This is a genomic window from Telluria sp. ZB4P36 (genome assembly GCF_059685865.1).
The window spans coordinates 471,377-492,973 of the sequence record NZ_JCASIE010000002.1; the positions used below are offsets into that span (position 1 = coordinate 471,377).

Below are 21,597 nucleotides of genomic sequence, written 5' to 3' on the forward strand. Positions count from 1 at the left end.
AATCTCCGTAAAATGGCGGCCAACGTTGCAAAGGGCAGCAAAAAAGTGCACACTCGTGCTTAAATTTTTCACCTCATATTAAAATAATCATGACTGAGCCAACCAACATCCTCGAACAATACGGACCGCGTGAAGCAATGGAGTACGACGTGGTCGTCGTCGGCGGCGGCCCTGCTGGCCTGTCGGCCGCGATCCGCCTGAAGCAGCTGGCGGCCGAACAGGGTCGCGAGGTGTCGGTCTGCGTGCTCGAAAAAGGCGGCGAGCTGGGCGCCCACATCCTGTCCGGCGCGGTCATGGACCCGATCGCCCTGAACGAGCTGATCCCGGACTGGAAGGAAAAAGGCGCGCCGCTGAATACCGCGGTCACCGAAGACCAGGTGCTGTTCCTCACCGAGTCCAAGGCGATCCGCACGCCCAACTTCATGGTCCCGAAGATGCTGACCAACCACGGCAACTACGTGATCTCGCTGGCCAACGTCACGCGCTGGCTGGGCCAGCAGGCCGAGGCCCTGGGCGTCGAGATCTTCCCGGGCTTCCCGGCGGCCGAGGTGCTGTACAACGAGGACGGCTCGGTCAAGGGTGTCGCCACCGGCAACATGGGCGTCAAGCGCGACGGCGAGCCGGGTTCGGATTTCCAGCTCGGCATGGAGCTGCACGCCAAGTACACCCTGTTCGCGGAAGGCTCGCGCGGCCACCTCGGCAAGCAGCTGATGGCCAAGTATGACCTGAACAAGGGCAAGGACCCGCAGACCTACGGCATCGGCATCAAGGAACTGTGGGAGATCGATCCAGCCAAGCACAAGCCCGGCCTGGTGATCCACACCGCCGGCTGGCCGCTGGATAACAGCACCTACGGCGGTTCCTTCCTGTACCACCTGGAGAACAACCAGGTGGCGGTCGGCTTCGTGGTGGGCCTGGCTTACCAGAACCCCTACCTGTCGCCCTACGAGGAATTCCAGCGCTACAAGACGCACCCGGCGATCCGCCACTTCTTCGAAGGCGGCAAGCGCATCTCCTACGGCGCGCGCGCCATCACCGCGGGCGGCCTCCAGTCCCTGCCGAAGACCGTGTTCCCGGGCGGCGCCCTGATCGGCTGCGATGCCGGCTTCCTGAACACCAGCCGCATCAAGGGCAGCCACGCCGCGATCAAGACCGGCATGCTGGCCGCGGAAAGCGCCTTCGCGGCGCTGGGCGAAGGCCGCCAGCACGACGAACTGGCCTCCTACCCGGCCGCCTTCGAGAAGTCCTGGCTGCACGAAGAGCTGCACGTGGCCCGCAACTTCAAGCCCTGGATGTCGAAGGGCCTGTACCTCGGCACCATCATGACCGGCATCGACCAGATGGTCTTCCGCGGCAAGGCGCCGTGGACCCTGCACCACAAGCACGCCGACCACGAGTGCCTCAAACCCGCCTCGCAGTTCCAGCCGATCGCCTACCCGAAGCCGGACGGCAAGCTGACCTTCGACCGCCTGTCCTCGGTGTTCATCTCGAACACCAACCACACCGAAGACCAGCCGGTGCACCTGACCTTGAAGAACCCCGGCATCCCGGTGGACGTCAACCTGGCCAAGTACGCGGGTCCGGAACAGCGCTACTGCCCGGCCGGCGTCTATGAGTTCGTGAAGACCGACGAGGGCAAGGACCGCCTCCAGATCAACGCGCAGAACTGCGTGCACTGCAAGACCTGCGACATCAAGGATCCGACCCAGAACATCGTCTGGGTGACGCCGGAAGGCGGCGGCGGCCCGAACTACCCGAACATGTAAGGGCGGCCATGCGGACCAACTTCGCACGGCTGGGCGCCGCGCTCTTCGCCTGCGCGCTCGCCATCCCGGCGGCACAGGCCGGCGACGGCGGCGTGCGCAGCGCCGCCCTGCTCGACCACGGCTGGTGGATCGACCCGAACGTCACTTACCTGACGGCCAGCGGCCAGGAGCTCAAGCTCGACGTCTACCTGCCGACGAAAAAGAGCGACAAGCCGCTGCCCGTGGTGATGCACTTCCACGGCGGCGGCTGGGTCGCGGGCCGGCGCGAGGGTGCGGCGCTGTCCGCCATGCCCTTCATGGAAATGGGCTTCGCTTTCGTGAACGTCAGCTACCGGCTGGCCAAGGTGGCGCCTGCGCCGGCGGCGCTCGAGGACACGCTGTGCGCCCTGCAGTGGGTCGGCCGCAATGCGAAGAAATACAACTTCGACCTGTCGAAAGTCGTCACCACCGGCGATTCGGCCGGCGGCCACCTGGCGCTGGCGACCGCCATGATCCCGTCGGATTCGCCGCTCACCCACCAGTGCGCGGCCAACGAGCCCAGCTGGAGCGGGCCGTACCAGAACGTGGCGCCGAAGGTGGCCGCGGTGATCAACTGGTACGGCATCACCGACGTGGCCGACATGCTGCAGGGCCCGAACGTCCGCTCGTATGCGGTGGCCTGGTTCGGCAGCATGCGCGACCCGGACCGGCTGGCGCTCGCGCAGGCGGTCTCGCCGCTGAGTCACGTGCGCGCCGGCGGGCCGGCCGTGTTCACGATCCACGGCGACGCCGATCCGCTGGTCCCCTATGCGCACGGCCTGCGGCTCAAGGCGGCGCTCGACAAGGCCGGCGTGAAGAACGTGCTGCATACCATCAAGGGCGGCGGCCACGGCGGATTCACGGCCGAGCAGCACGTCGGCGCCTACGAGGCGGCCCACGCCTTCCTGCGTGGCCTCGGCGTCGCGCCGGCACAGCCCTGAATGCGCTTGCGGCGCGCCGTGCGCTGCCGCAAGTGACAAGCAGCCCCCTCCTTTTACTGCTGACTTTGTACGGTCCGTCCTACGGCGGCGCCTCCCCGATTCCGATTGCCCCTCCTGCTCAGAAGACTATCATGGACTTCTACACACTCACATAGGAGACTGGCATGGGTGAAAACAAAGGACATGGTGTCAAAGGACCGCGTCACGACAACGACATGGATGATCTGAACGTGAGTTCGGGCAACCTGCAATCGGGACGCCAGGGTGGCCAGCAGTCAGGCCAGCAGCAAGGCAGCCAACAGTCCGGCCAGCAACAAGGCAGCCAGCAGTCGGGTCAACGCCAGCAAGGCAGTCAGCAATCCGGCCAGCAACAGCAAGGCAGCCAGCAGTCGGGCCAGCAGCAGGGCAGCCAGCAGTCCGGCGGCCAGCACGCATCCGGCGGCACGCCTGCACTGGATGACCTGGGCAGCCGCCAGGGCGAATCGGCCAAGGACGCATCGCAGGCCTGGAGCCAGGACAACAGCAGCGACAAGCAACGCGGTAAGCGCTGAATTCCTGTCGGATCATTCTTCCTGAAGCACTACCGCACCGTGACGGGCCCTTGCCTGTCACGGTGCTTTCGCATGGGCATCTCCCGCTATTCTTGCCGGCTGCCTGCGTCCATTCCTACGCAGGGACTGCACCTCCTCCGATTGTTCCCTCTCCCTGTAGGATCAAGATGGAGACATCAGAGGGCAGGACCAGCGCAAGGGCGGCAACGCCGATACCCAGCGCGCGAACCGCTGAAGCATCCGGTTCGACATCGACGCGCACCGCCTGTCCGGTGCGCGTCGCCATTGATGACTCAGCGGGTGGCGTGGGCCCGGTTCAGGCGCCGCTCGGCGCGGCGCTGGAGCGCTTCGAAGAACAGGCTCAGGCACCAGTAGATGCCAGCCGCCGCGATGTACAGCGGCAGCGGCTGGAAGCTCACGGCGATCACTTCCTTGGTCGCAAGCATCAGCTCGGTCACGGTGATCACGGAGACCAGCGAGGTGTCCTTGATCAGGCTGATGAGCGTATTGCTCATCGAGGGCACCGCGATGCGCAGCGCCTGCGGCATGATGATGTGGTGCAGGGTTTGCCAGTAGCCGAGGCCGAGGCTGAAACTGGCGCGCCACTGCCCTTCGCTGACGGCACGGATCGCGCCGCGCAGGCTTTCCGACAGATAGGCGCCGGCATTCAGCGACAACGCTAGGATGCCCGCCGTCACCGGCGTGAATTCGATCCCGATGCTGGGCAGGCCATAGTAGATGACGAAGATCTGCACCAGCAGCGGCGTGCCGCGCATCAGGCTGACGTACAGGCTGGCCGGCAGGCGCAGCACGGCCCAGGGCGAAATGCGCATCAGCGCCACCGGCACGCCGATCGCCAGCCCGCCGATCATCGAGGCGACCGCGAACAGCAGGGTGTAGCCGGCCCCGGTCAGGAGGGTCGGCGCCGCTTCGCGCAGCAGCGCGATCAACTCCACGCGGCCGCCCTTATTGCGCCGGACGGCTGGCGTCGGTGCCGAACCACTTGAGCGACATCGACTTCAGCGTGCCGTCGGCCGTGGCGTCGGCGAGGATCTTGTCGACCGCGGCCTTGAACTGCGGGTTGCCCTTGCGGAAAGGGATGCCGGTGCGCTCGATCGCGCCGACGCGCGCGCCGGCCTTGATCGGCAATTGCGAATGCTTCAGCAGGTAGGACACCATCAGGCTGTCGTTGAGGGCCGCGTCGATGCGGCCGAAGGCCAGGTCCTGCAGGTTCTCGGGCGCCGCCGGATAGCTCTTGACCTCGATCCCCGGTACCGCCTTGACCTGCTGTTCGAACACACTGCCCTGCCCCACGCCGACCTTCCTGCCCTTCAGGTCGGCCAGGCTGGTGTAGAGCGCGCGGTCGTTCTTGCGCACGATGAGCTGCGGACTCGAATAGGTATAGGGACGCGAGAAATCGAAGGCCTGCTCGCGCCGGGCCGTGATGCCGACCTGACTGACGATCACGTCGTACTTGCCGGCGGCCAGGCCGGCCAGGATGGCGGCCCATTCGGTGGTGACGAATTCGGGCTTCACTCCCAGCTTGCCCGCGACCAGGCGCGCGACCTCGACGTCGTAGCCTGCCAGCTGGCCGGTCTTCGGGTCCTTGAAGTTGAAGGGCGGGTAGGTGCCTTCCATCGCGATGCGCAGGGTGCCGCGCGCTTTCGCTTCGGTGAGCAGGTCGGCGGCCCGCGCCGGGGTGGACACTGCCAGCGATGCGGCGGCTGCCAAGCTCAGGCCAAGAATGCTGCGGCGCACCGCGGTGTTCGACTGCTTGCCCATCAATTCGTCTCCATCCCAGGTAGAGCTGACGTTATAACCGAAAGCGGCAGCGGCGGGAAGGCCGGGGCCCCCGCAAGCTCAATAACGGCGTGCGCGCGATCCGAACGGGTGGCCTGTGACCAGGGTCGTGCTCAGGACCAGGGTCGACAGGCCGAGGATCAGCTGCACCAGCCGGTCGTCGGGCAGCACCCAGACCTGGCCGCGCGGCGGCTCGGCGCCGGTGGCGGCCATGATCAGCGGGGCGATCCAGTCGGCTTCGGGCTCGACGTCGAGGATCACGGCATCGCCGGTGGTCTGCATGGTGACGTTGCCGCCCTCGGCCAGCGTGAAGCAGATGCCGACGCCGGTTTCGGTCGGCTTGACCAGTTCCTGCAGCGCGCGGTTATGCTCGTCGATCCAGAGTTCGACGTCCTGCGGGGTTTCCAGCACGGTCCAGGGACGGGGACGGAAGCGCGGCGGTGGCGATTCGGGTGGGAGGTTCATGTGGTGCGGTGAGAGCGGAACGAGCCCGCATCTTACGGTAATGTTTGAGTGTTGCGTAAGGCAACTTGTCCGGCCAGGATCAGCGAGACCGGCTTGCCCGTGCGCGGGTGCAGTGGCTCGCGCATCTCCAGCACGCGCAGGCCGTGGTCCTCGAACAGGGCCAGCCAGCTCGAGACCGTGCGGAAGTACCAGGGCGCCGGATCGGAAAACGCGCTGCTGAAGCCGGCCCAGCTGCCGTCGCGCCAGCCGTCGACGTAGGGCGCGTCGCCGCAGGCCATGAGCGGATGGACGGTCTGCACGATCAACTGCCCGCCCGGGCGCAGGTAGCCCGGCGCGGCGCGGAACAGGCCGCGTACCGCTTCGTCGCCGATCAGCGAGAAGTTGCAGATGGCGACGTCGGCCGCCAGTTGCAGCCGTCCGGCAGCGATCTCTTCGTAACTCAGCTGGCGGAACTCGCCGCCGCCGGCCGCCTTCGCCTGCTCCACCAGGCCTGCGCTCGCATCGACGCCCAGCATCCGCACCTCGGGCAGGGCCCGCACCAGCCAGCCTTCGCCGCAGCCGAGATCGACGCCGGAACGCGGCTTGCGCGCCCGCACCGCCTCCACGATGGCGGCGTTGGTGACCAGGGTCCGCGACTCGATCTCCCCGCCCCGCACCGCGGCGGTCCAGGGGTCGGTGTTGCGCGACCATGCATCGATGATGGATGCGTCGGAATGGGTAGTCATGCTGGCTCCTCGGTTTATCGCATTATCGCCCAAGCCGCCGCCCAAGGATGTTTTGCGATAAATCATAACCCGCGCACGATTCAATTTGACGTCAATACAATTGAATTTTCCGCAATTTCCGGAAACGTTCCGCCCAGGCCGCAGCGAGTGCTACCGACCACGTCAATGGCTCGATCAGAACTTCATCTTGATATTTGCCGCGAGCCTGACAAAGCCGGTATCAAAGCTGGTCTCACGCGGGTTGAACTTGTAGAGCGCGTAAGCGTCCAGCTCGCGCCGGGTCTGCTGGTACTGGGAGAATGAGTGAGGTCGTAGAAGATGTGCGGAACATGAGGGCTGCTGACACTTACAAATCAGCCCGTCACGTTATCAGTTGCATGCGGTATAACCTGCGCAAATTGTCACTGGTCACGCGATCTTATTGCGCCTCGAGCGTCGCCAGGCGCACCCGCAGCTGTCCGCCGTCCACCAGCAGCTCGCCTACCGAGATCGGCAGGCTGAAGCGCCGCCGTCCGGCACTGCCGGGATTCACGTAGAGCACGCCATCACGTTCCTGGGACGAGGGCTTGTGCGAATGCCCAGATACGACCACGCGCATGCCTTCGCGCGCCGGATCGATCGGCAAATCCTTCAGGTCGTGGATGACGTAGATGGCGACCGGCCCCAGCCGCAGCACGGCGGTCTCGGGCAGTTCGCGGGCCCACGCGTCGCGGTCATTGTTGCCACGCACGACGGTCAGCGGCGCGATCGCTGCGAGCGGCGGCAGGATCTCGGGACCGGTGATGTCGCCCGCGTGAATGATGTGGTCGCTGCCCCGCAGGAAGTCCAGCGCCTGCGGGCGCAGCAAGCCGTGGGTATCGGAAATCAGCCCGACCCGCATCGCGCTCAGGCCGGGCGCTTGCTGCCGGCCATCTTGGCCGTGGTGTAGATCGAGTACAGCGCCGCCAGGCCCACCACCACGTAGACGATGCGGGTTGCCGGGCTGCCCGGACCGAAGGTGGTAGCGACCATGTCGACGTCGAACAGGCCGACCATCGCCCAATTCAGGCCGCCAACAATCAAGAGGGCCATCGCCAGGTAGTCGAGCGCCGACATGGCGGAACGTTGATGGGGGTGTGCGGAAGTGCGCCGTTCGCCCGTCGTCCTGCGGTCCATCGTGGGAGTGTTCATCGTTGCCATCACTGCCTCCTTTTCAAAAAGCATGGGATCGGCCAGAGCGGCCTGCCCTGGCCTTGACAACTCATATTAGCGGAAGTTTGACGGCCTGCACGCACGCCTACCGCTGCGGAATCAGCCCTTCCAGGTACGGTTCAGTCCCGTGTCCGCGTGGATCCAGCCGCCTTTCGGGCCGGAACGGTAGTAATAGCCGACACCGCCCTGGCGGAAGCTGCGGATCAATCCGCCGAGCACTTCCTCGTTCAGGCTGGCGATGCGGATGTCCGCCGCCTTGCCGACCATGTGCAGCGACTTGCGTGCGGCCGGCACGCCTTCTTCGACCAGGCGCTTGTTCGAGGCTTCGGTGCGGTAGCCGGACAGGATCTCGAGCGGCTGGATCATGCCGTAGCGGGCGATGAAGGCCTGGGTGCCCCACAGCACTTCGAACAGCTTGGGGTCGATCGGCGCCGATTCGCGGCCGTTGACGTCGCGCAGGATATGGCACAGTTCCTGGTAGGCGGAATCGATGACTTCGCCATCCTTCCAGTACAGGACCTTGGCCCGTTCGCCGCTCTGCGGGCGCACCAGCGAGAGCGTGCGCGGCTTGACCCAGAAGTCGAGGTCGAGCAACTGGGCGTCGAACAGGTCGGGCGGGGGTTGCAGGTCGGTGCTCTGGGGCGCCGCGTGCGCCGGGGTGATCAGGGGAATACCGGCGACGCCCAGGGCGCACAGCCGGGTACTTTGCTGCAGGAAGTCTCTACGTGAAACCATAACAAGCGAACTCAGCCAATCGGGGCGCTTACTATATCGCAAGCTTCTCTCGGACAAAAGAAGAGTTCACCAAGACTGTTGCTTGGGAGACGCTCAGCCGTTACAGTTGCAGAAGCGCTTGCGGGCTGCCGCGCCCGGACCGGCGTCGCCGGCGGCGTCGAGCGGCTTCCACAGCAGGTCGCACTCGAGGCCCCAGCATGACTTGTCCTTGCCGGCGTTGACAAAGCCCTGGCGCTCGAAGAAGGCGCTCGCGCTTGGCGGACTGTGCAAATGCAGCTTGGTGATGTTCCAGGCGCGCGCCTGCGCCTCGGCTGCCGCGATCAGTGCGCCGCCGACACCGCTGCGCAGGGCGTCCGGCGCCACATAGCACAGCGCGAGCTTGCCGGCCTGGGTCAGCAGGCACAGTCCCAGCAGCTCGCCGCCGCGTTCGGCGACCAGGACATGGTTGCTGGGCGAGGAAAACCAGGTGGCGACATTGGCGGTGGTTTTGTTGCCGAGCCAGGCGTCCAGCACGGCGGGCTGGTCCTGGTGGTCGGCCTGGCAGCCGATTTCGATCGAGCGGCGCAGCAGCGCGCAGGCGGCGGGAGCATCACCGGATACCGCCTTGCGAATGTCAAAACGCGTGGACATCAAACATCACTCAAACATCACTATGCAAAAAAGGTCGGGCCGCGCCGGGTGGCGCAATGGCTGGGCACGACTATACACCGAAAGCCCCCGACCTTGCTGCCGGCATCGGACTCGTGCGACGCCGCGCAAGGCCTCTGCTCTGCAGTACTAAGCATATGACAAAACTATTGTTCCGTATTTCGAGGAACTTGCGGATGATGCATCCTGTCACCACAAGATTCCGAAAAGAGAGCCCTCCATGAGCCTGACCTCCCCCCTGCGCCGCCTGATCCTGGCCCTGTCGCTGGGCGCCGCCCTGCCGCTGTCGGCCGGCGCCGCCACGACCGAGCTGCTGAACGTTTCCTACGACGTTGCACGCGAGCTGTACAAGGACATCAACCCGGCCTTCATCGCAGCCTACAAACAACAGACCGGCCAGACCGTCAGCATCAAGCAATCGCACGGCGGGTCGAGCAAGCAGGCGCGCGCCGTCGCCGACGGCCTGGAAGCCTCGGTCGTGACCATGAACCAGGCCAACGACATCGACATGCTGGCCGACCGTGGCTTGGTGGCAAAGGATTGGGCCACGAAATTCCCGAACAATGCCGCGCCTTACTACTCGACCATGGTCTACCTGGTGCGCAAGGGTAACCCGAAGAAGATCCGCGACTGGGACGACCTGGCGCGCCCGGGCGTGCAGGTGATCATCCCGAACCCGAAGACCGCCGGCAACGGCCGCTACACCTACCTGGCGGCCTGGGGAGCGGCGCTGAAGAAGCAAGGCGGCAATGAAGCGCAGGCGCGCGAGCTGGTCGGCCGCATCTTCAAGAACGTGCCGATCCTGGACGCCGGCGGCCGTGCCGCCACCACCACCTTCACCCAGCGCCAGATCGGCGACGTGCTGGTGACCTTCGAGAACGAAGTCAGCATGGTGCGCGCCGAGTTCGGCGACAACTTCGAAGTGGTCTACCCGAGCGTGTCGATCCTGGCCGAATCGCCGGTGGCCGTGGTCGACAAGGTGGTCGACAAGCGCAAGCAGCGCAAGGAAGCCACCGCCTACCTGAACTTCCTGTACACCCCTGCCGGCCAGGAAATCGGCGCCAAGCACTACCTGCGCGTGCGCTCGGATGCGGTGATGAAGAAGTATGCGGCCAACTACAAGCCGATCCAGCTGTTCACCGTGGATGAGCTGTTCGGTGGCTGGCGCAAGGCCCAGCTGGTCCACTTCAACGATGGCGGCGAGTTCGACAAGATTTACCAGTCAAAATAAGCGTCCCCGACAAGCCCTGCCTCGCGCAGGGCTTGTTCGTTCTACCAAGGGAGTCGTTATTCTGCACAAAAATTCCGGTCCACAAGCCTGTTTTTGCCTGTGCGCCATAGACATGCATCAGGCTTGATGCTATCTTCCACCCCATGTAGTTGCCCTACAGCTAGATCGTTGACTGCGCGCCCCGCGCTTTCCGCTCAACGCCACACTTGATCCTGAACCCGACAATGCTAAAAAAATTGTTCGCTGCCGCATTGATGTCGTTTTCGGTTGCCGCATTCGCGGTCCCGTTCGGCTCACAATCGGTGCTCGTGGTAGAAGATGACACCGGCAAGATTTTGCTGGAAAAGAACGCCGACCGTGTCGCGCCGATCGCATCGCTCACCAAGCTGATGACCGCGATGGTCGTGCTCGACGCCAGGCTGGATCTGGACGAATTGATCGAAATCGACCGCAGCGACGTCGATACCGTCAAGCACAGCAGCTCGCGGGTGCCTGTCGGCGCCCTGATCTCGCGCCGCGACGTGCTGCAACTGGCCCTGATGTCTTCGGACAACCGCGCCGCCCATGCGCTGGCGCGCACCTACCCGGGCGGCATGACCGGCTTCAAGGCCGCGGTGCGCCAGAAGATCGCCGCGCTGGGCATGAGCCAGACCGTGATCGAGGAGCCGACCGGCCTGTCGCCGCGCAATCGCTCGACCGCGGGCGACCTGGTCAAGATGGCGGCCGCCTCGAGCAAGTATCCCGAGATCACGCGCATGTCGACCGAGTCGAAGGACCTGATCAACATCAACGGCCGCGAAGTCGAATACCGCAATACCAACCGCCTGGTCGGCGCCAAGGGCTGGGACATCGGCCTGTCGAAGACCGGTTATATCCAGGAAGCGGGCCGCTGCCTGATCATGAACATCAAGGCCGGCGGCAAGAACGCGACCATGATCCTGTTGAACGCCAATGCTTCCTCGGCGCGCATCCTGGACGCCCTGAACATCCGCCGCTTCATCAGCGGCGACGAACCGGTCAGCCTGGCGAAGGCATCGCAGCGCGTCCCGCGCTACAAGGCTTCGTCCAGCCGCGCCCGCATCAAGGCGAGCGCCGCCAAGGGCAAGCTCAAGGTGGTCAAGAAGCGCACCAAGGTGAAAGTGCTGCCGAAGCGCCGCAAGAAGTAAGAAGTAAGCCACCAAGGGGCCGCAAGGCCCCTTTTTACTGCCCCTGCCGCGCGGGCGCCGGCGCGACCGAGTCCCACAGCGCGCCGCTCAGCTCTTCCACCAGGTCGTCGGTATAGGCCGCGGGCGGGGATTGCATCGCCACCACCCGCCAGGCCTTGCCGTCCACCTCGACGATGCGCAGCTGTACCCGCTCCGGCCCCTTCTTGTGCAAGCCCCTGCCGACCCAGGAAGGGCGTCCGCGGAACTCGGCGAAGTAGCTGTCCGCCAGTTCGAAGCGGTCGGACAGCCGGTCCGCCAGCACCTGCGCATCCCGGCGCAGGGCCCGCCCGCCCGTCCGTTCATGCGCGAACAGCACCGCCGCATGGCCGCTGTGCTGGGTGAACAGGTGCTGCGGCGTGCCATCCGGCCCGGTCCTGGCCTCGACCCGCCATTGCGGCGCGACCCGCACCGTGCGGCCGGTCGCCGGATTGGTCCAGGCATAAGGCGGGGCTTCCAGCATGGCGCTGGCCTCGCGGCTGTCCTGGCGGTCCACCGCGTCGAGCGCCAGGATCGCGCCGAACAGGCCGGCGAAGGCGATGCCGAACACGCCCCTGGCCAGGCGGCTGCTGCCGCCGGCGCAGACCAGGAAGTCGTTGGCATCGTAGCTGGCCTGCAGTCCCTTGCGCAGGCGCAAGCCCTGGCGCGCCATGGTGGCCAGGCTGAGCAGGGGCAGGCCGAGGGCCAGGCCGGATCGCCACAGCGCCATGTTGCGCCCGGCAAGCTCGCCGAAGCGGGGCGCGCGCCCATCCGCCATGAGGACCCGCAGGCCCAGCAGCGCCTTGCCCGGCGTGTTGCCGGCCAGGGCCTGCAGCGCCGCGTCCAGCAGGAGGCCGCCTGGCATGCATGCCAGGCCGAACAGTTTCCAGCCGAACGGGGTCTCGAGCCAGCGCAGGAACAAGGGCGAGGCAAGACCGAGCAGCTGGCCGAGCACGAAGGCCACCAGGGCGGTCTGCCACCAGAGGTCGAAGCTGCGGGCGAACCAGCGCGGCCAGGCGCCGGCCGGCGGGAAGGCCGGCAGGACCTCGCACGCGGCCGGCGCGCGCGCCACCGCCCTGCCCATGGTGGGACCGAACAAGTCCGTCTGCTGGTCGATTGGCTGCATGCTCGCGCCAGGCGTGTCACGCCGGGATGTCAGGAATAATGATTACACACGAATAAGACCCGACATGTACGGCAGAGTTCGATCACGGTGGCGGGACTCGGCGCCATCCTTGGCCTCGATCAAGGCCGGGCGTCGCAGCGGCGCGACTGAAGGACCGCCGGCTCAGCGCGAGGTGGGTGCGATCATGCCGCGCAGGCCGCTGGTGCGGTGGGTGCGCTGGGCGATGGCTTCGGCCAGCACGGCGCCGGGCGGCGATACCAGGGTGAACAGTTCGCTGGTGCGGGTGATGCCGGTGTAGACCAGCTCGCGGGTGAGCACGGCGTTGCGCTCGCGCGGCAGCGCCAGCACGGTATGGCGGAACTCCGAGCCCTGCGATTTGTGGACCGTCATCGCGAATGCCGTCTCGACGTTGCGCAGGCGGGTCGCCAGCACGCTGCGCACCGTGTCGCCTTCCAGGAAGTAGACGCGCAAGGCACCCGGCCGCGCCGGATCCGGCAGGGTGACGCCGATGTCGCCGTTGTAGACGCCGGTGCCGTAATCGTTGCGGGTGACCATCACCGGGCGGCCGACATACCATTCGCCGTTCGGATGCAGCAGCCCGGCCTGGGCCAGGCGCGCGGCCACCGCCTCGTTCAGGCCGGCCACGCCCCACTCGCCGTCGCGCACCGCGCACAGGATGCGAAAGGACTCGAAGCGCTGCAAGACCTGGCGCACCCATTCTTCATGGTTCGTGTTCAATGCGGCCTTCAGGCCGGTATTCAACACGTCCAGGTAAGAACCATAGCCGGACTGCGCCAGCTGCAGCACCTGCTGCTGCTGGGCATTCTCGATCCAGCGCACGCCCGCCTCGCCGGCACGCAGCACCGCTTCGGCGCGCAGGGCATCGCCCGCATTCACCGCCAGCGCCAGCTGGCCGATCGGGCCGCCGAAGCGCCGGCTGTGGCGCAGCATCACGGTTTGCTGGGCCAGCGCGCCGGCGTCGCCGAGGAATTCGTCGGGCAACAACTCGCCGCTGGCCGCGAGCACGTAGTCGCAGGTGGCGTCGGTGTAGCCGCCGGCCCCGGCGTTGTGGCACAGGTCGCCCAGCACGGCCCCGGCCTCCACCGAGGCCAGCTGGTCCTTGTCGCCCAGCAGGATCAGGGTCGCGCCGGGCGGCAGCGCGTCCAGCAGCGAGGCCATCATCTCCAGGTGCACCATCGAGGCTTCGTCGACGATCAGCACGTCGACGTCGAGCGGGTTGCCGCGGTGGTGGGCGAAGGCGCGGGTATCGGGACGCGCGCCGAGCAGGCTGTGCAGGGTGCGCGCGGGCCCCATGCGCAGGTTCAGCTCGCGCAGCGGGAGCGTGGCGCCGACCTTGTCGGCCAGCTCGGTCAGGGCCTTGTCGATCGACTGCTTGAGGCGCGCCGCCGCCTTGCCGGTCGGCGCGGCCAGGGCGATGCGCTGGCTGCCGGCTTCCGGGGCGGTGGCGAACAGCAGCGCCAGCAGGCGCGCCACGGTATAGGTCTTGCCGGTGCCGGGACCGCCGGTGATGATCGCCACCGCGCCGCGCACGGCGATGGCGCAGGCCAGCTTCTGCCAGTCCGGTCCCGCCAGCGTGCGGTCCGAGGAGAACAGGATGTCGAGCCAGCCGCGCACGTCCTCCTGGTCGACCTCGCGCCGCCTGGTGGCCCGTTCGCGCACGGCCTGGGCCACCAGCATCTCGTCGCGCCAGTAACGGCGCAGGTAGAGCCGGTCGCCGTCCAGCACCAGGGGCTGGTCGTAGTCGAAGGCGCTGACGTCCCATACCTGCCGGCAGCCGGCCAGCTGCTGGGCCCAGCCCTGGGCGGTCTTCGGCAAGGGGCCGGCGGCGCGCGCCAGCTGCTTCCACTGCTCGTCTTCCCAGCCGAGCAGCGCGGCCGGGCCGGCGGCCAGGTCGGACAACAGCAGGCAGCTGTGGCCCTTCCCTTCCAGCTCGGACAGCACGCTCGAGGCAAGCACCAAGGCGGGCGAGGCTGCGCCGAGCGAGGCGATGAAGCGCGCGAAGGCGCAGGACAGGCGGCGCAATTCTCCGGCTTCAGCCAGGCGCGCCAGCTCGCTCCACAGCAAGGCGATATTCGCTTCGTGCCTGGCCATGCTCATTCCTCCCCGTCCTTGTCGAGCAGCGCTTCCAGCCCGCCCAGCAGTTCCAGGTCCGGCCCCAGCACGCAGCAGCCGCGCGTGTCGGCATTCGCGATCCCGCGCAGGAACAGGAACACGGCGCCGCCCAGCTGGCGCCGCGGTTCATAGCGATCGCCCAGGCGGCTGCGCAGCAGGCGGTGCAGCGCCAGCATGTAGATCGTGGCCTGGATGTCGTAGCGGTGGCCGGCCATGCCCAGCTCCATCGCCGCCTGGGTATAGGCGGCATCGCCCGGCCCCAGCGCATTGCTCTTGTAGTCGAGCACCCAGTAGCGGCCATCGTGTTCGAACACCAGGTCGGCGAAGCCCTTCAACATGCCGTGCAGGGTCCGTTCCGGCAGGGTCGGACGCTCGAGGCCCTTCATGACGTGGGCGCGGCACAGGCGGTCGAGCTTGCCCACGTCGAGGCGCTCGCTGGGGAACCAGAATTCCAGCTCCGGTACCGGGTCGCGTATATCGGCGAGGGCCGCGCCGAGGGGTGGCAGCTTTGTCGTTACCACCGCATGCAGCCAGGCCAGCGCATCGTCCTGGCGATGGCCCCAGCCGGCGCGTTCGATGCGCTGGCCCAGACGGAGAAGGAAATCCGGCTCGTCGGCGCGCTCGAAACCTTCCGCCGCCATCCATTCGAGCTGCTCGTGCATGAAGTTGCCGGGCACCGAGCCGCGCGGGAAGCGGTGCCAGGGCGCGTCTTCGATGCGCGGCGGGGTCGCCAGCTGCGGGTCTTCCTCGAGCAGGGTCTGTTCCTGGGCCCGCATCGGCGCCGGCGGCGGCGCGGGTTGAACAGCCACCGCATGGCGCACGAGCGAGGTGAAGGAGCCGATCGACCAGTCGCGTTCGAAGCGCGCTTCATAGCGCGGGGCGGCCAGCAGGTCCGGGCGGATGTCTTCGCGCGCCAGCAGGGTGCGTTCCTGTGCTTCGCTCAGGTCGTGCAGCACGATGCCCTCCGCGCCGCCGCGCAGGCGCTCGAGCCGTTCGCGCATCAGTTCCGCCTCGATTTTCTCGCCGCCGCCCAGCAGGTAGCCCAGCGCCGACTCGTGCAGCCGATTCTCGTGCTTGCTGCGGCCGCTGATCGGCGCCGCGCCCAGCCACAGGAAATGGCGGGCACGGGTCAGCGCCACGTAGAGCAGGCGCAGGTCCTCCTCGAGGCGTGCGCGGTCGACCGCTTCCAGCGCCTCGTCGCCCATCGCCAGGTCGAGACGGCGCGCACCATCGAGGCCGACGAATTCGAAGAAGGCGCGATTGCGGCGGTCGGTGCGGCGCGCGGTGACGGCGAACGGTAAATAGACCAGTGGGTATTCCAGGCCCTTGGACTTGTGGACCGTGACCACCTTCACCAGTTCGGCATCGCTCTCCAGGCGCAGCACGCGCTCGCTATCCTCACCCTTGCCTTCGCCGACACCCTCGAGCTGCTCGGCCAGCCAGCGGATCAGGGCCTGCTCGCCTTCCAGCTGGCCGCTGGCTTCCTGCAGCAGCTCGGCCAGGTGCAGCAGGTTGGTCAGGCGCCGTTCGCCGCCCGGCTGGCGCAGCAGGCGCGCCGGCAAGCCGAGTTCGTGGACGAAGCGGCGCAGCATGGCCAGCACGCCCTGGCGCTGCCAGGCGCCGTGCAAGGCCTTCAGTTGTTCCACGCGCCCCTCCCAGGCCACCTCGTCGGACGACAGCCTGGCCAGCTCGCCCAGCGGCAGGCCGGCGGTGCGGGTGGCGAAGGCGGCGCGCGCCAGGGTGCCGTCGAGCGGATTGGCGACCGCGTACAGCCAGCGCAGCACGTCGGCGGCTTCCTCGCTTTCGACCACCGAATCCTTGTCGGACAGGTAGACACTAGCCACCTTGCGTTCGACCAGCGCCCGGCGCACGGCCGCGGCCTCGCGGCGGTCGCGCACCAGGATCGCGATATCGGCCGGCATCAGGCGGCGGAAGCGCTCGCCGTCCGAGAAGCCGACCCGCTCGTCGCCCAGCAGGCCGACGATGTGCTCGGCGCAGTGGTGAGCGAAGTACTCGCGGTAGGCTTCCTGGTTCATCGGCCCGGCGCAGCATACCGACATCGCATGCTGGGGCCCGGCGGCGCCGACCAGGCGCTCGCGGTGGTCCTTGGCCCGCACCGCTTCGAAGGGAAGCGGATTGTCCTCGCCGCGGCGGAAGCGGAAGGCGCCGGCTGGGTAGCCGGCGCGCTCGCCATCGCCTTCCGCGTGGCGGAACATCTGGTTCACCGCTTCCACCAGCTGGGCGGTGGAACGGTAGTTGACGCCGAGCTGGTAATGCCGTCCCGCGGTGGCGCGCCGCGCCGCCAGGTAGCTGTGGATGTCGGCGCCGCGGAAGCCGTAGATCGACTGCTTGGGGTCGCCGATCAGGAACAGGCCCTGGTCCGGATCGTTGTCCGCCACCCGGTACAGCAGGTCGAAGATGCGGTACTGGTCGGGCGAGGTATCCTGGAATTCGTCGACCATCGCCACCGGGAACTGCAGCACGATGCGGCGGCGCAGGGCCTCGCCGTTCGGCCCCTCGAGGGCGTCCTTCAGGCGTTCCAGCATGTCGGCGAAGCCGAACTGGCGGTTGCGCGCCTTCAGTTCGCGCATACGGGCGGCGATGTGGCTGGCGGCATGGCGCAACAGCGAATGCGACAGCGGCTCCAGCGCCTCCAGGGCTTCCTGCAACGGCGCGGTGAATCCGAAGCAGGCCGGCACCTCGGCCACGAAGTCCTTGCTGAAGGCATCGACGATGCCGTCCGGGCACAGGCGCTTCCATGCCGTCCCGTTCAGCTCCGGCAGGACCTGGGCCGGATCATTGGCCCAGGCGCGCAGCGCCTCGAACCACTTGACCAGCGAATCGGCGCGCATCTTGTTCCCGTTGAAGCATTTCGGGTTGCGCTCACGCTGGGCTGCGATCCAGCTTTCCATCTCGTCGGCGCGCGCGGCCCAGCCTTCCTTCAGGCCGGCCAGCTCGGCACGCAGGCTGCGCTCGATGCGCGCGACCAGCACCCCGAGCGGTTCCGGCACGCTTTCGCCCAGCAGGTGGGTACGTGTCACCAGCTCGCGCACGCCGGTCTTCAGGGCCTCGACATCCTTCCAGCATTCGCGCACCGAGGCCAGGGCGTTCACGCCCAGGGGATAAATGTGCTGGCGCCAGTAGTCGTGGGCCGCGTCCTCGAACAGCGCGCGTTCGTCGCTGACCAGCTCCTCGTCGAACAGGCTGCCGGAGTCGAAGGCGTGTTCGCGCAGCATGCGCTGGCACCAGGCATCGATGGTGAAGATCGCCGCCTCGTCCATGGTTTCCGCCGCCAGCACCAGGCGGTGGGCGGCGACGCTGCGTTCGGCCTCGCCCGGATAGGCATCGGCCAGTTCGCGCAGATAGGGGTCGCCCAGTGCGGCATCGCCCTCGTCCAGCTGGCCGCGGAAATAGGCCGCCGCCTCGACCAGGCGCTCGCGCACCCGGTTGGCCAGCTCGCGCGTGGCGGCACGGGTGAAGGTCATCACCAGGATCTCGCTCGGCAGCAGCGGGCGCGCGAAGGCGGCTTCGCCGCCATGGCCGAGCACCAGGCGCAGGTAGAGCGCGGCAATGGTCCAGGTCTTGCCCGTGCCGGCCGAGGCCTCGATCAGGCGCGTGCCGTGCAGCGGGAAGACCAGCGGTTCGAGGTGCTGGCTCATGCCGCCTCCCCTGCCGCATCCGCCTGCAATGGCGCGACCCGCAGGCCGGATTCGAGCCACTCGGCCAGTGGGCCGTACAGGTCGCGCGCCAGGTGCGGCCAGTCGCCGGCCGCCACCAGGCTCGCGAAATCCGGCCACAGGCGCGCCAGGCACAATTCCTCGACTTCGCCCGAGAGCTCATAGCTGCCCTCGTAGACCAGGCGTGCATCGCTGTCGTGCGCGCCTTCCTGCAGCAGCGCCAGCGCGGTCTTGCAGGCCACGCCCAGCGGCCGGTCCAGGTTGGTGCGCCACAGCGTGACCAGGTCGTGCAGGATGGCCGCTGCCTCGGTCGGGTTGAGCGCATGCATGGTCAGGATGGCGTCGCGCGCCACCAGGTGGCCGGCCACCGGGGCGCCCGCGGCGGCGGCGGCCAGCTGGCGCAGCCAGGGGCCGATCAGCTTGTCGCCGCGCGGACGGCCTTCCCGGTCCAGCACCTTCGAGGACACCTGCATCAGCCATGCGGTTTCACTGCCGTCGGTGCGCAGGCGGTCGATCCAGTCGTCCAGCACGATGGCGTCGCCCAGCCCGAGGCTGACGGCGCGCTTCGGAGCGGCATGCGGGAAACGCGCGCCCAGTGCCAGCCAGGCGCTGCGCACCGGCACCAGGCCGTCGACCAGCTCGCGCTGCCACTGCCGGCCCATCAGCCCGATCGGCAGTACGCCTTCGCGCACCAGGCGTTCGGCGCGCGCCTCGAGCGTGGCGCGCACCTCGTGCGGCGCCTCGAGCGGCCCGCTGTCGTCGAGCAGGTGGTCTTCGATGAAATAGCGTTCGAGCGCGTCGAGGGCGAAGGGTTCCTCGTCCTCGCCGACCACGGCGGCGTCGGCGAACACCACGCCCAGGCGGCGCCGGAAGAAGTAGCGCGCCGGCTGGCGAAGGAAGGCCGCCAGCTCGCCCAGCTTGAGCACGAATCCCGGCTCCAGCTCGTAGGGCGGCAAACCGTCGACGGCAGTCTCGCCTTCTTCCATGCCGTGGGCCGAACGCCATTCGCCCGCATAGGTGAGCAGGCCGCCGCGCTCGAAGTAGCGGCGGCTGAAGGGTTGCAGCGCGTGTTCCGTGGTGCGCTCGTCCAGCTTGAGATTCCAGCCGTTCTGCAGGTAGTCGCGCAGCTGGGCCACCAGCACCGAGGCCGGCTGCTCGCTGTTGTCGCGCACGTTGCGCCCGACCCAGCTGAGGTACAGCTTGTCGCGCGCCGACAGCAGCGCTTCCAGCATCAGGTAGCGGTCGTCGTCGCGGCGCGAGCGGTCGCCCGGGCGCGCCATGCCGGGCAGCGCCAGCAGGTCGAAGTCGGCCTGCTGGGTGCGGCGCGGGAAGTCGCCGTCGTTCATGCCGAGCAGGCAGACCACGCGGAAGGGCACGGCGCGCATCGGCATCAGGGTGCAGAAGGTGACGCCGCCCGAGACGAACTGGTGGTTCAGGGTCGGCTGGTCGAGCTCGCCAAGCCAGGATTCGCGCATCACCGCCAGCGGCACCGGCTCGCTGAACTCGGCACTGTCGCAGGTCTCGAGCCAGCATTGCAGGGCCTCGTTCAGCTGCGCCAGGGTCAGGCGGTCTTTCTCGTCGCCCGGGTGGAAGAAGGCGGCCAGCAGCGCGCGCGCCGCCTCGCCCCATGCGGCCGGGGTGCGCGACTGCGCCAGCGCGGCGCGGTAATGCAGCAGGCTGTCGATGAACTCGGCCAGCGAACCGGCCAGCGCGGCGTCCAGGCCGCCCACTTCGGCATACGGTTCGATGTCGCCGAAGCTGGCGCCGGCGCCGCTGGCATAGCCCAGCAGCATGCGGCGCACGCCGAAGATCCAGGCATTCTGCTCGCCCACCGAGGCCAGTCCCAGGCCGGCGCGGTGCTCGCGGTCCAGGCCCCAGCGCACGCCCGAGCCTTCGATCCAGCGGCCCAGGATCGGCAGGTCCTCGGCATCCAGGCCGAAGCGCCCGGCCACGGCCGGGACGTCGAGCAGGTCGCGCACCTCGCTCTGGCGGCAGCGCTGCTGCGGCAGGCGCAGCAGCCACTCGAGCGCCACCAGCAGCGGGTTCACGCTGCGGTCGCGCACGTCGCCGATCTCGAAGGGAATGTGGCGCGGGTCGCTGCGGCGGTGCTGGTCGAACACCGCGTGGACGGCGGCCGAGAACACGTCGATGTCCGGCACCATCACCACCACGTCGCGCGGGCGCAGGCTCGGGTCCTGGACGAACCAGGACAGCAGCTGGTCGTGCAGCACCTCGACCTCGCGCTGGACGCTGTGGGTGATGTGGAATTCGATCGAGCGGTCCGTGCGCGGCGGCGGCGTGTGCGGATGCTCGCCGGGGGGCAGCAGGTCGCGCACCGCGGCCTGCACCTGCTGCAGCAGGGTCCCGCCTTCGGCCTCGTCGAACAGGTCGACGCGCAGGTTCTCGAAGCGCGCCCCTTCGCCCTGGTCGAACTCGTCGAGCATGCGCACGAAGTCGCGCCCCTGCCGGCCCCAGCTCGCCAGCAGCGGGTGGCTGTGCATGTGCAGTTCCTCGACCGGCACGCTGGCCAGTTCGCGGCCGTCGCGCGGCTGCTGGCGGCGGCGCGCGGCCTTGAGCAGCTCGCGGCCCTCGATGATGTCGCCCCAGTAGAAGCGGCAGGGATTCGGCACCGCGAACAGCACCTGGGTGTGGCGCGACAGCGCGGCGATGGCCTGCAGGGTCTGGTAAGGCAGGGTCGACATGCCGAACAGGATCACGCGGCGCGGCAAGCGCGAGACCGGTTCACGGCCCGATTCCACCGCGGCCAGGAACTGGGCGTGGATGCTGGCGCGTCCGGTCACGCGCTGTTCCGGCGGCAGGCTGGCGTGGATTTCGCGCCACAGGCAGGCCTGCCATTTCAGGTCCGGGCCCAGCGGCACCGGGTCGCCGACCGCGCGCCGCAGCTGGTCGCGCCCGGCTTCCCAGTCGGCCAGCCAGTCGGCCCGGTAGACCTGGTACTGGTCGTACAGGTCGGCCAGGCGCTCGGCCAGCTGCAGGCGGCGCTCGGGGCAGCCGTCTCCGAGGAACTGCCTGAGCGGGGCATAGCTGGCGTCCTCCAGCAGCGCCGGCAGCAGGCGCATCAGGCGCCAGGTCAGCGGATCCTTGTCGAAGGGCGCACGGGTCGGCACGCGCTCGCGTCCCAGCATGCCGCGGTAGGCTTCCCACAGGAAGCGCGCCGGCAGCGCCACGCGGGTGGCGGCGCACACGCCCATTTCCTCGGCCAGCGAGATCTTCAGCCACTCGGCCACCCCGTTCGACTGCACCAGGATGGTCTCCTGCTCGAGCGGACCCAGCGGGTGCATGCGCAGCCAGTCGAACATGGCGCTGCGCAGCAATTCCATCTGGTTGCCGTGCAAAATTAACAAGCCTGGGGTGATCGGGGAAGACATCGGAACAGTCGGGTTGCTCA

General features: G+C 67.8%; 17 protein-coding genes. 5 read left to right on the forward strand and 12 right to left on the reverse strand.

Annotation, left to right across the window (positions count from 1 at the left end):
* Nucleotides 1-89 precede the first annotated feature (89 nt).
* From AC56LK_RS04840 to AC56LK_RS04850, 3 genes are all read left to right on the forward strand, one after another.
* The gene (locus AC56LK_RS04840; RefSeq protein WP_497183427.1) at nt 90-1,766 is read left to right on the forward strand and encodes an electron transfer flavoprotein-ubiquinone oxidoreductase; all 1,677 of its coding nucleotides are present in this window, start codon (nt 90-92) and stop codon (nt 1,764-1,766) included.
* Nucleotides 1,767-1,774: 8 nt separating this feature from the next.
* On the forward strand, nt 1,775-2,725 hold the full coding sequence (locus tag AC56LK_RS04845) for an alpha/beta hydrolase fold domain-containing protein (protein WP_497183428.1): 951 nt from the start codon (nt 1,775-1,777) through the stop codon (nt 2,723-2,725).
* A gap of 164 nt (nt 2,726-2,889) precedes the next feature.
* Nucleotides 2,890-3,276: a hypothetical protein gene (locus AC56LK_RS04850; protein ID WP_497183429.1), complete on the forward strand. Its 387-nt coding sequence runs from the start codon at nt 2,890-2,892 to the stop codon at nt 3,274-3,276.
* A gap of 293 nt (nt 3,277-3,569) precedes the next feature.
* Here the strand turns inward: AC56LK_RS04850 and AC56LK_RS04855 are convergent, their stop codons facing one another.
* The 8 genes from AC56LK_RS04855 to AC56LK_RS04890 all read right to left on the reverse strand — a co-directional run bounded on the left by AC56LK_RS04855 (nt 3,570) and on the right by AC56LK_RS04890 (nt 8,822).
* Nucleotides 3,570-4,232, reverse strand: a complete 663-nt coding sequence (locus tag AC56LK_RS04855; protein ID WP_497183430.1) for an amino acid ABC transporter permease — start codon at nt 4,230-4,232, stop codon at nt 3,570-3,572.
* Between the two features lie 10 nt (nt 4,233-4,242).
* Nucleotides 4,243-5,058 carry a transporter substrate-binding domain-containing protein gene (locus AC56LK_RS04860; RefSeq protein ID WP_497183431.1) on the reverse strand — a complete coding sequence of 272 codons (816 nt, stop codon included), beginning with the start codon at nt 5,056-5,058 and terminating at the stop codon, nt 4,243-4,245.
* Between the two features lie 78 nt (nt 5,059-5,136).
* Complete coding sequence (locus AC56LK_RS04865) at nt 5,137-5,541, reverse strand: hypothetical protein (protein ID WP_497183432.1); 405 nt, start codon at nt 5,539-5,541, stop codon at nt 5,137-5,139.
* 32 nt (nt 5,542-5,573) lie between these two features.
* Nucleotides 5,574-6,266, reverse strand: a complete 693-nt coding sequence (locus tag AC56LK_RS04870) for a class I SAM-dependent methyltransferase (RefSeq protein ID WP_497183433.1) — start codon at nt 6,264-6,266, stop codon at nt 5,574-5,576.
* 418 nt (nt 6,267-6,684) lie between these two features.
* Nucleotides 6,685-7,146 carry a metallophosphoesterase family protein gene (locus tag AC56LK_RS04875; RefSeq protein ID WP_497183434.1) on the reverse strand — a complete coding sequence of 154 codons (462 nt, stop codon included), beginning with the start codon at nt 7,144-7,146 and terminating at the stop codon, nt 6,685-6,687.
* 5 nt (nt 7,147-7,151) lie between these two features.
* Entirely contained in the window at nt 7,152-7,445 is a 294-nt protein-coding gene (locus AC56LK_RS04880) for a DUF378 domain-containing protein (protein WP_497183435.1), read from the reverse strand.
* A gap of 111 nt (nt 7,446-7,556) precedes the next feature.
* Nucleotides 7,557-8,192, reverse strand: coding sequence for a peptidoglycan L,D-endopeptidase MepK (locus AC56LK_RS04885; protein ID WP_497183436.1), 636 nt, complete (start codon nt 8,190-8,192; stop codon nt 7,557-7,559).
* Nucleotides 8,193-8,285: 93 nt separating this feature from the next.
* Nucleotides 8,286-8,822 (reverse strand): GNAT family N-acetyltransferase, encoded by a 537-nt coding sequence (locus AC56LK_RS04890; RefSeq protein ID WP_497183437.1) that lies wholly within the window; start codon nt 8,820-8,822, stop codon nt 8,286-8,288.
* A gap of 238 nt (nt 8,823-9,060) precedes the next feature.
* On the opposite strand from AC56LK_RS04890, the gene AC56LK_RS04895 reads away from it, so the two are divergent.
* The gene (locus AC56LK_RS04895) at nt 9,061-10,071 is read left to right on the forward strand and encodes a sulfate ABC transporter substrate-binding protein (protein WP_497183438.1); all 1,011 of its coding nucleotides are present in this window, start codon (nt 9,061-9,063) and stop codon (nt 10,069-10,071) included.
* A gap of 224 nt (nt 10,072-10,295) precedes the next feature.
* Complete coding sequence (locus tag AC56LK_RS04900; RefSeq protein WP_497183439.1) at nt 10,296-11,237, forward strand: serine hydrolase; 942 nt, start codon at nt 10,296-10,298, stop codon at nt 11,235-11,237.
* A gap of 34 nt (nt 11,238-11,271) precedes the next feature.
* On the opposite strand, the gene AC56LK_RS04905 is transcribed toward AC56LK_RS04900, so the two are convergent.
* The 4 genes from AC56LK_RS04905 to recC form a co-directional block, all read right to left on the reverse strand.
* On the reverse strand, nt 11,272-12,378 hold the full coding sequence (locus tag AC56LK_RS04905) for an RDD family protein (RefSeq protein WP_497183440.1): 1,107 nt from the start codon (nt 12,376-12,378) through the stop codon (nt 11,272-11,274).
* Between the two features lie 162 nt (nt 12,379-12,540).
* On the reverse strand, nt 12,541-14,490 hold the full coding sequence (gene recD, locus AC56LK_RS04910) for an exodeoxyribonuclease V subunit alpha (protein ID WP_497183441.1): 1,950 nt from the start codon (nt 14,488-14,490) through the stop codon (nt 12,541-12,543).
* 2 nt (nt 14,491-14,492) lie between these two features.
* Complete coding sequence (recB, locus tag AC56LK_RS04915) at nt 14,493-18,170, reverse strand: exodeoxyribonuclease V subunit beta (protein ID WP_497183442.1); 3,678 nt, start codon at nt 18,168-18,170, stop codon at nt 14,493-14,495.
* The gene (gene recC, locus AC56LK_RS04920) at nt 18,167-21,577 is read right to left on the reverse strand and encodes an exodeoxyribonuclease V subunit gamma (protein WP_497183443.1); all 3,411 of its coding nucleotides are present in this window, start codon (nt 21,575-21,577) and stop codon (nt 18,167-18,169) included. The genes recB and recC overlap by 4 nt, the downstream gene beginning before the upstream one ends.
* Nucleotides 21,578-21,597 lie beyond the last annotated feature (20 nt).

Excerpts from the sequence above, each read along its gene's own strand:
- AC56LK_RS04850 (WP_497183429.1), top strand. The coding sequence starts at position 2,890 with ATGGGTGAAAACAAAGGACATGGTGTCAAAGGACCGCGTCACGACAAC.
- AC56LK_RS04875 (WP_497183434.1), bottom strand. The coding sequence starts at position 7,146 with ATGCGGGTCGGGCTGATTTCCGATACCCACGGCTTGCTGCGCCCGCAG.
- recC (WP_497183443.1), bottom strand. The coding sequence starts at position 21,577 with ATGTCTTCCCCGATCACCCCAGGCTTGTTAATTTTGCACGGCAACCAG.
- AC56LK_RS04840 (WP_497183427.1), top strand. The coding sequence starts at position 90 with ATGACTGAGCCAACCAACATCCTCGAACAATACGGACCGCGTGAAGCA.
- AC56LK_RS04845 (WP_497183428.1), top strand. The coding sequence starts at position 1,775 with ATGCGGACCAACTTCGCACGGCTGGGCGCCGCGCTCTTCGCCTGCGCG.
- AC56LK_RS04870 (WP_497183433.1), bottom strand. The coding sequence starts at position 6,266 with ATGACTACCCATTCCGACGCATCCATCATCGATGCATGGTCGCGCAAC.
- recD (WP_497183441.1), bottom strand. The coding sequence starts at position 14,490 with ATGGCCAGGCACGAAGCGAATATCGCCTTGCTGTGGAGCGAGCTGGCG.
- AC56LK_RS04890 (WP_497183437.1), bottom strand. The coding sequence starts at position 8,822 with ATGTCCACGCGTTTTGACATTCGCAAGGCGGTATCCGGTGATGCTCCC.
- AC56LK_RS04880 (WP_497183435.1), bottom strand. The coding sequence starts at position 7,445 with ATGGCAACGATGAACACTCCCACGATGGACCGCAGGACGACGGGCGAA.
- AC56LK_RS04865 (WP_497183432.1), bottom strand. The coding sequence starts at position 5,541 with ATGAACCTCCCACCCGAATCGCCACCGCCGCGCTTCCGTCCCCGTCCC.
- AC56LK_RS04860 (WP_497183431.1), bottom strand. The coding sequence starts at position 5,058 with ATGGGCAAGCAGTCGAACACCGCGGTGCGCCGCAGCATTCTTGGCCTG.
- AC56LK_RS04895 (WP_497183438.1), top strand. The coding sequence starts at position 9,061 with ATGAGCCTGACCTCCCCCCTGCGCCGCCTGATCCTGGCCCTGTCGCTG.
- recB (WP_497183442.1), bottom strand. The coding sequence starts at position 18,170 with ATGAGCCAGCACCTCGAACCGCTGGTCTTCCCGCTGCACGGCACGCGC.
- AC56LK_RS04900 (WP_497183439.1), top strand. The coding sequence starts at position 10,296 with ATGCTAAAAAAATTGTTCGCTGCCGCATTGATGTCGTTTTCGGTTGCC.
- AC56LK_RS04905 (WP_497183440.1), bottom strand. The coding sequence starts at position 12,378 with ATGCAGCCAATCGACCAGCAGACGGACTTGTTCGGTCCCACCATGGGC.
- AC56LK_RS04885 (WP_497183436.1), bottom strand. The coding sequence starts at position 8,192 with ATGGTTTCACGTAGAGACTTCCTGCAGCAAAGTACCCGGCTGTGCGCC.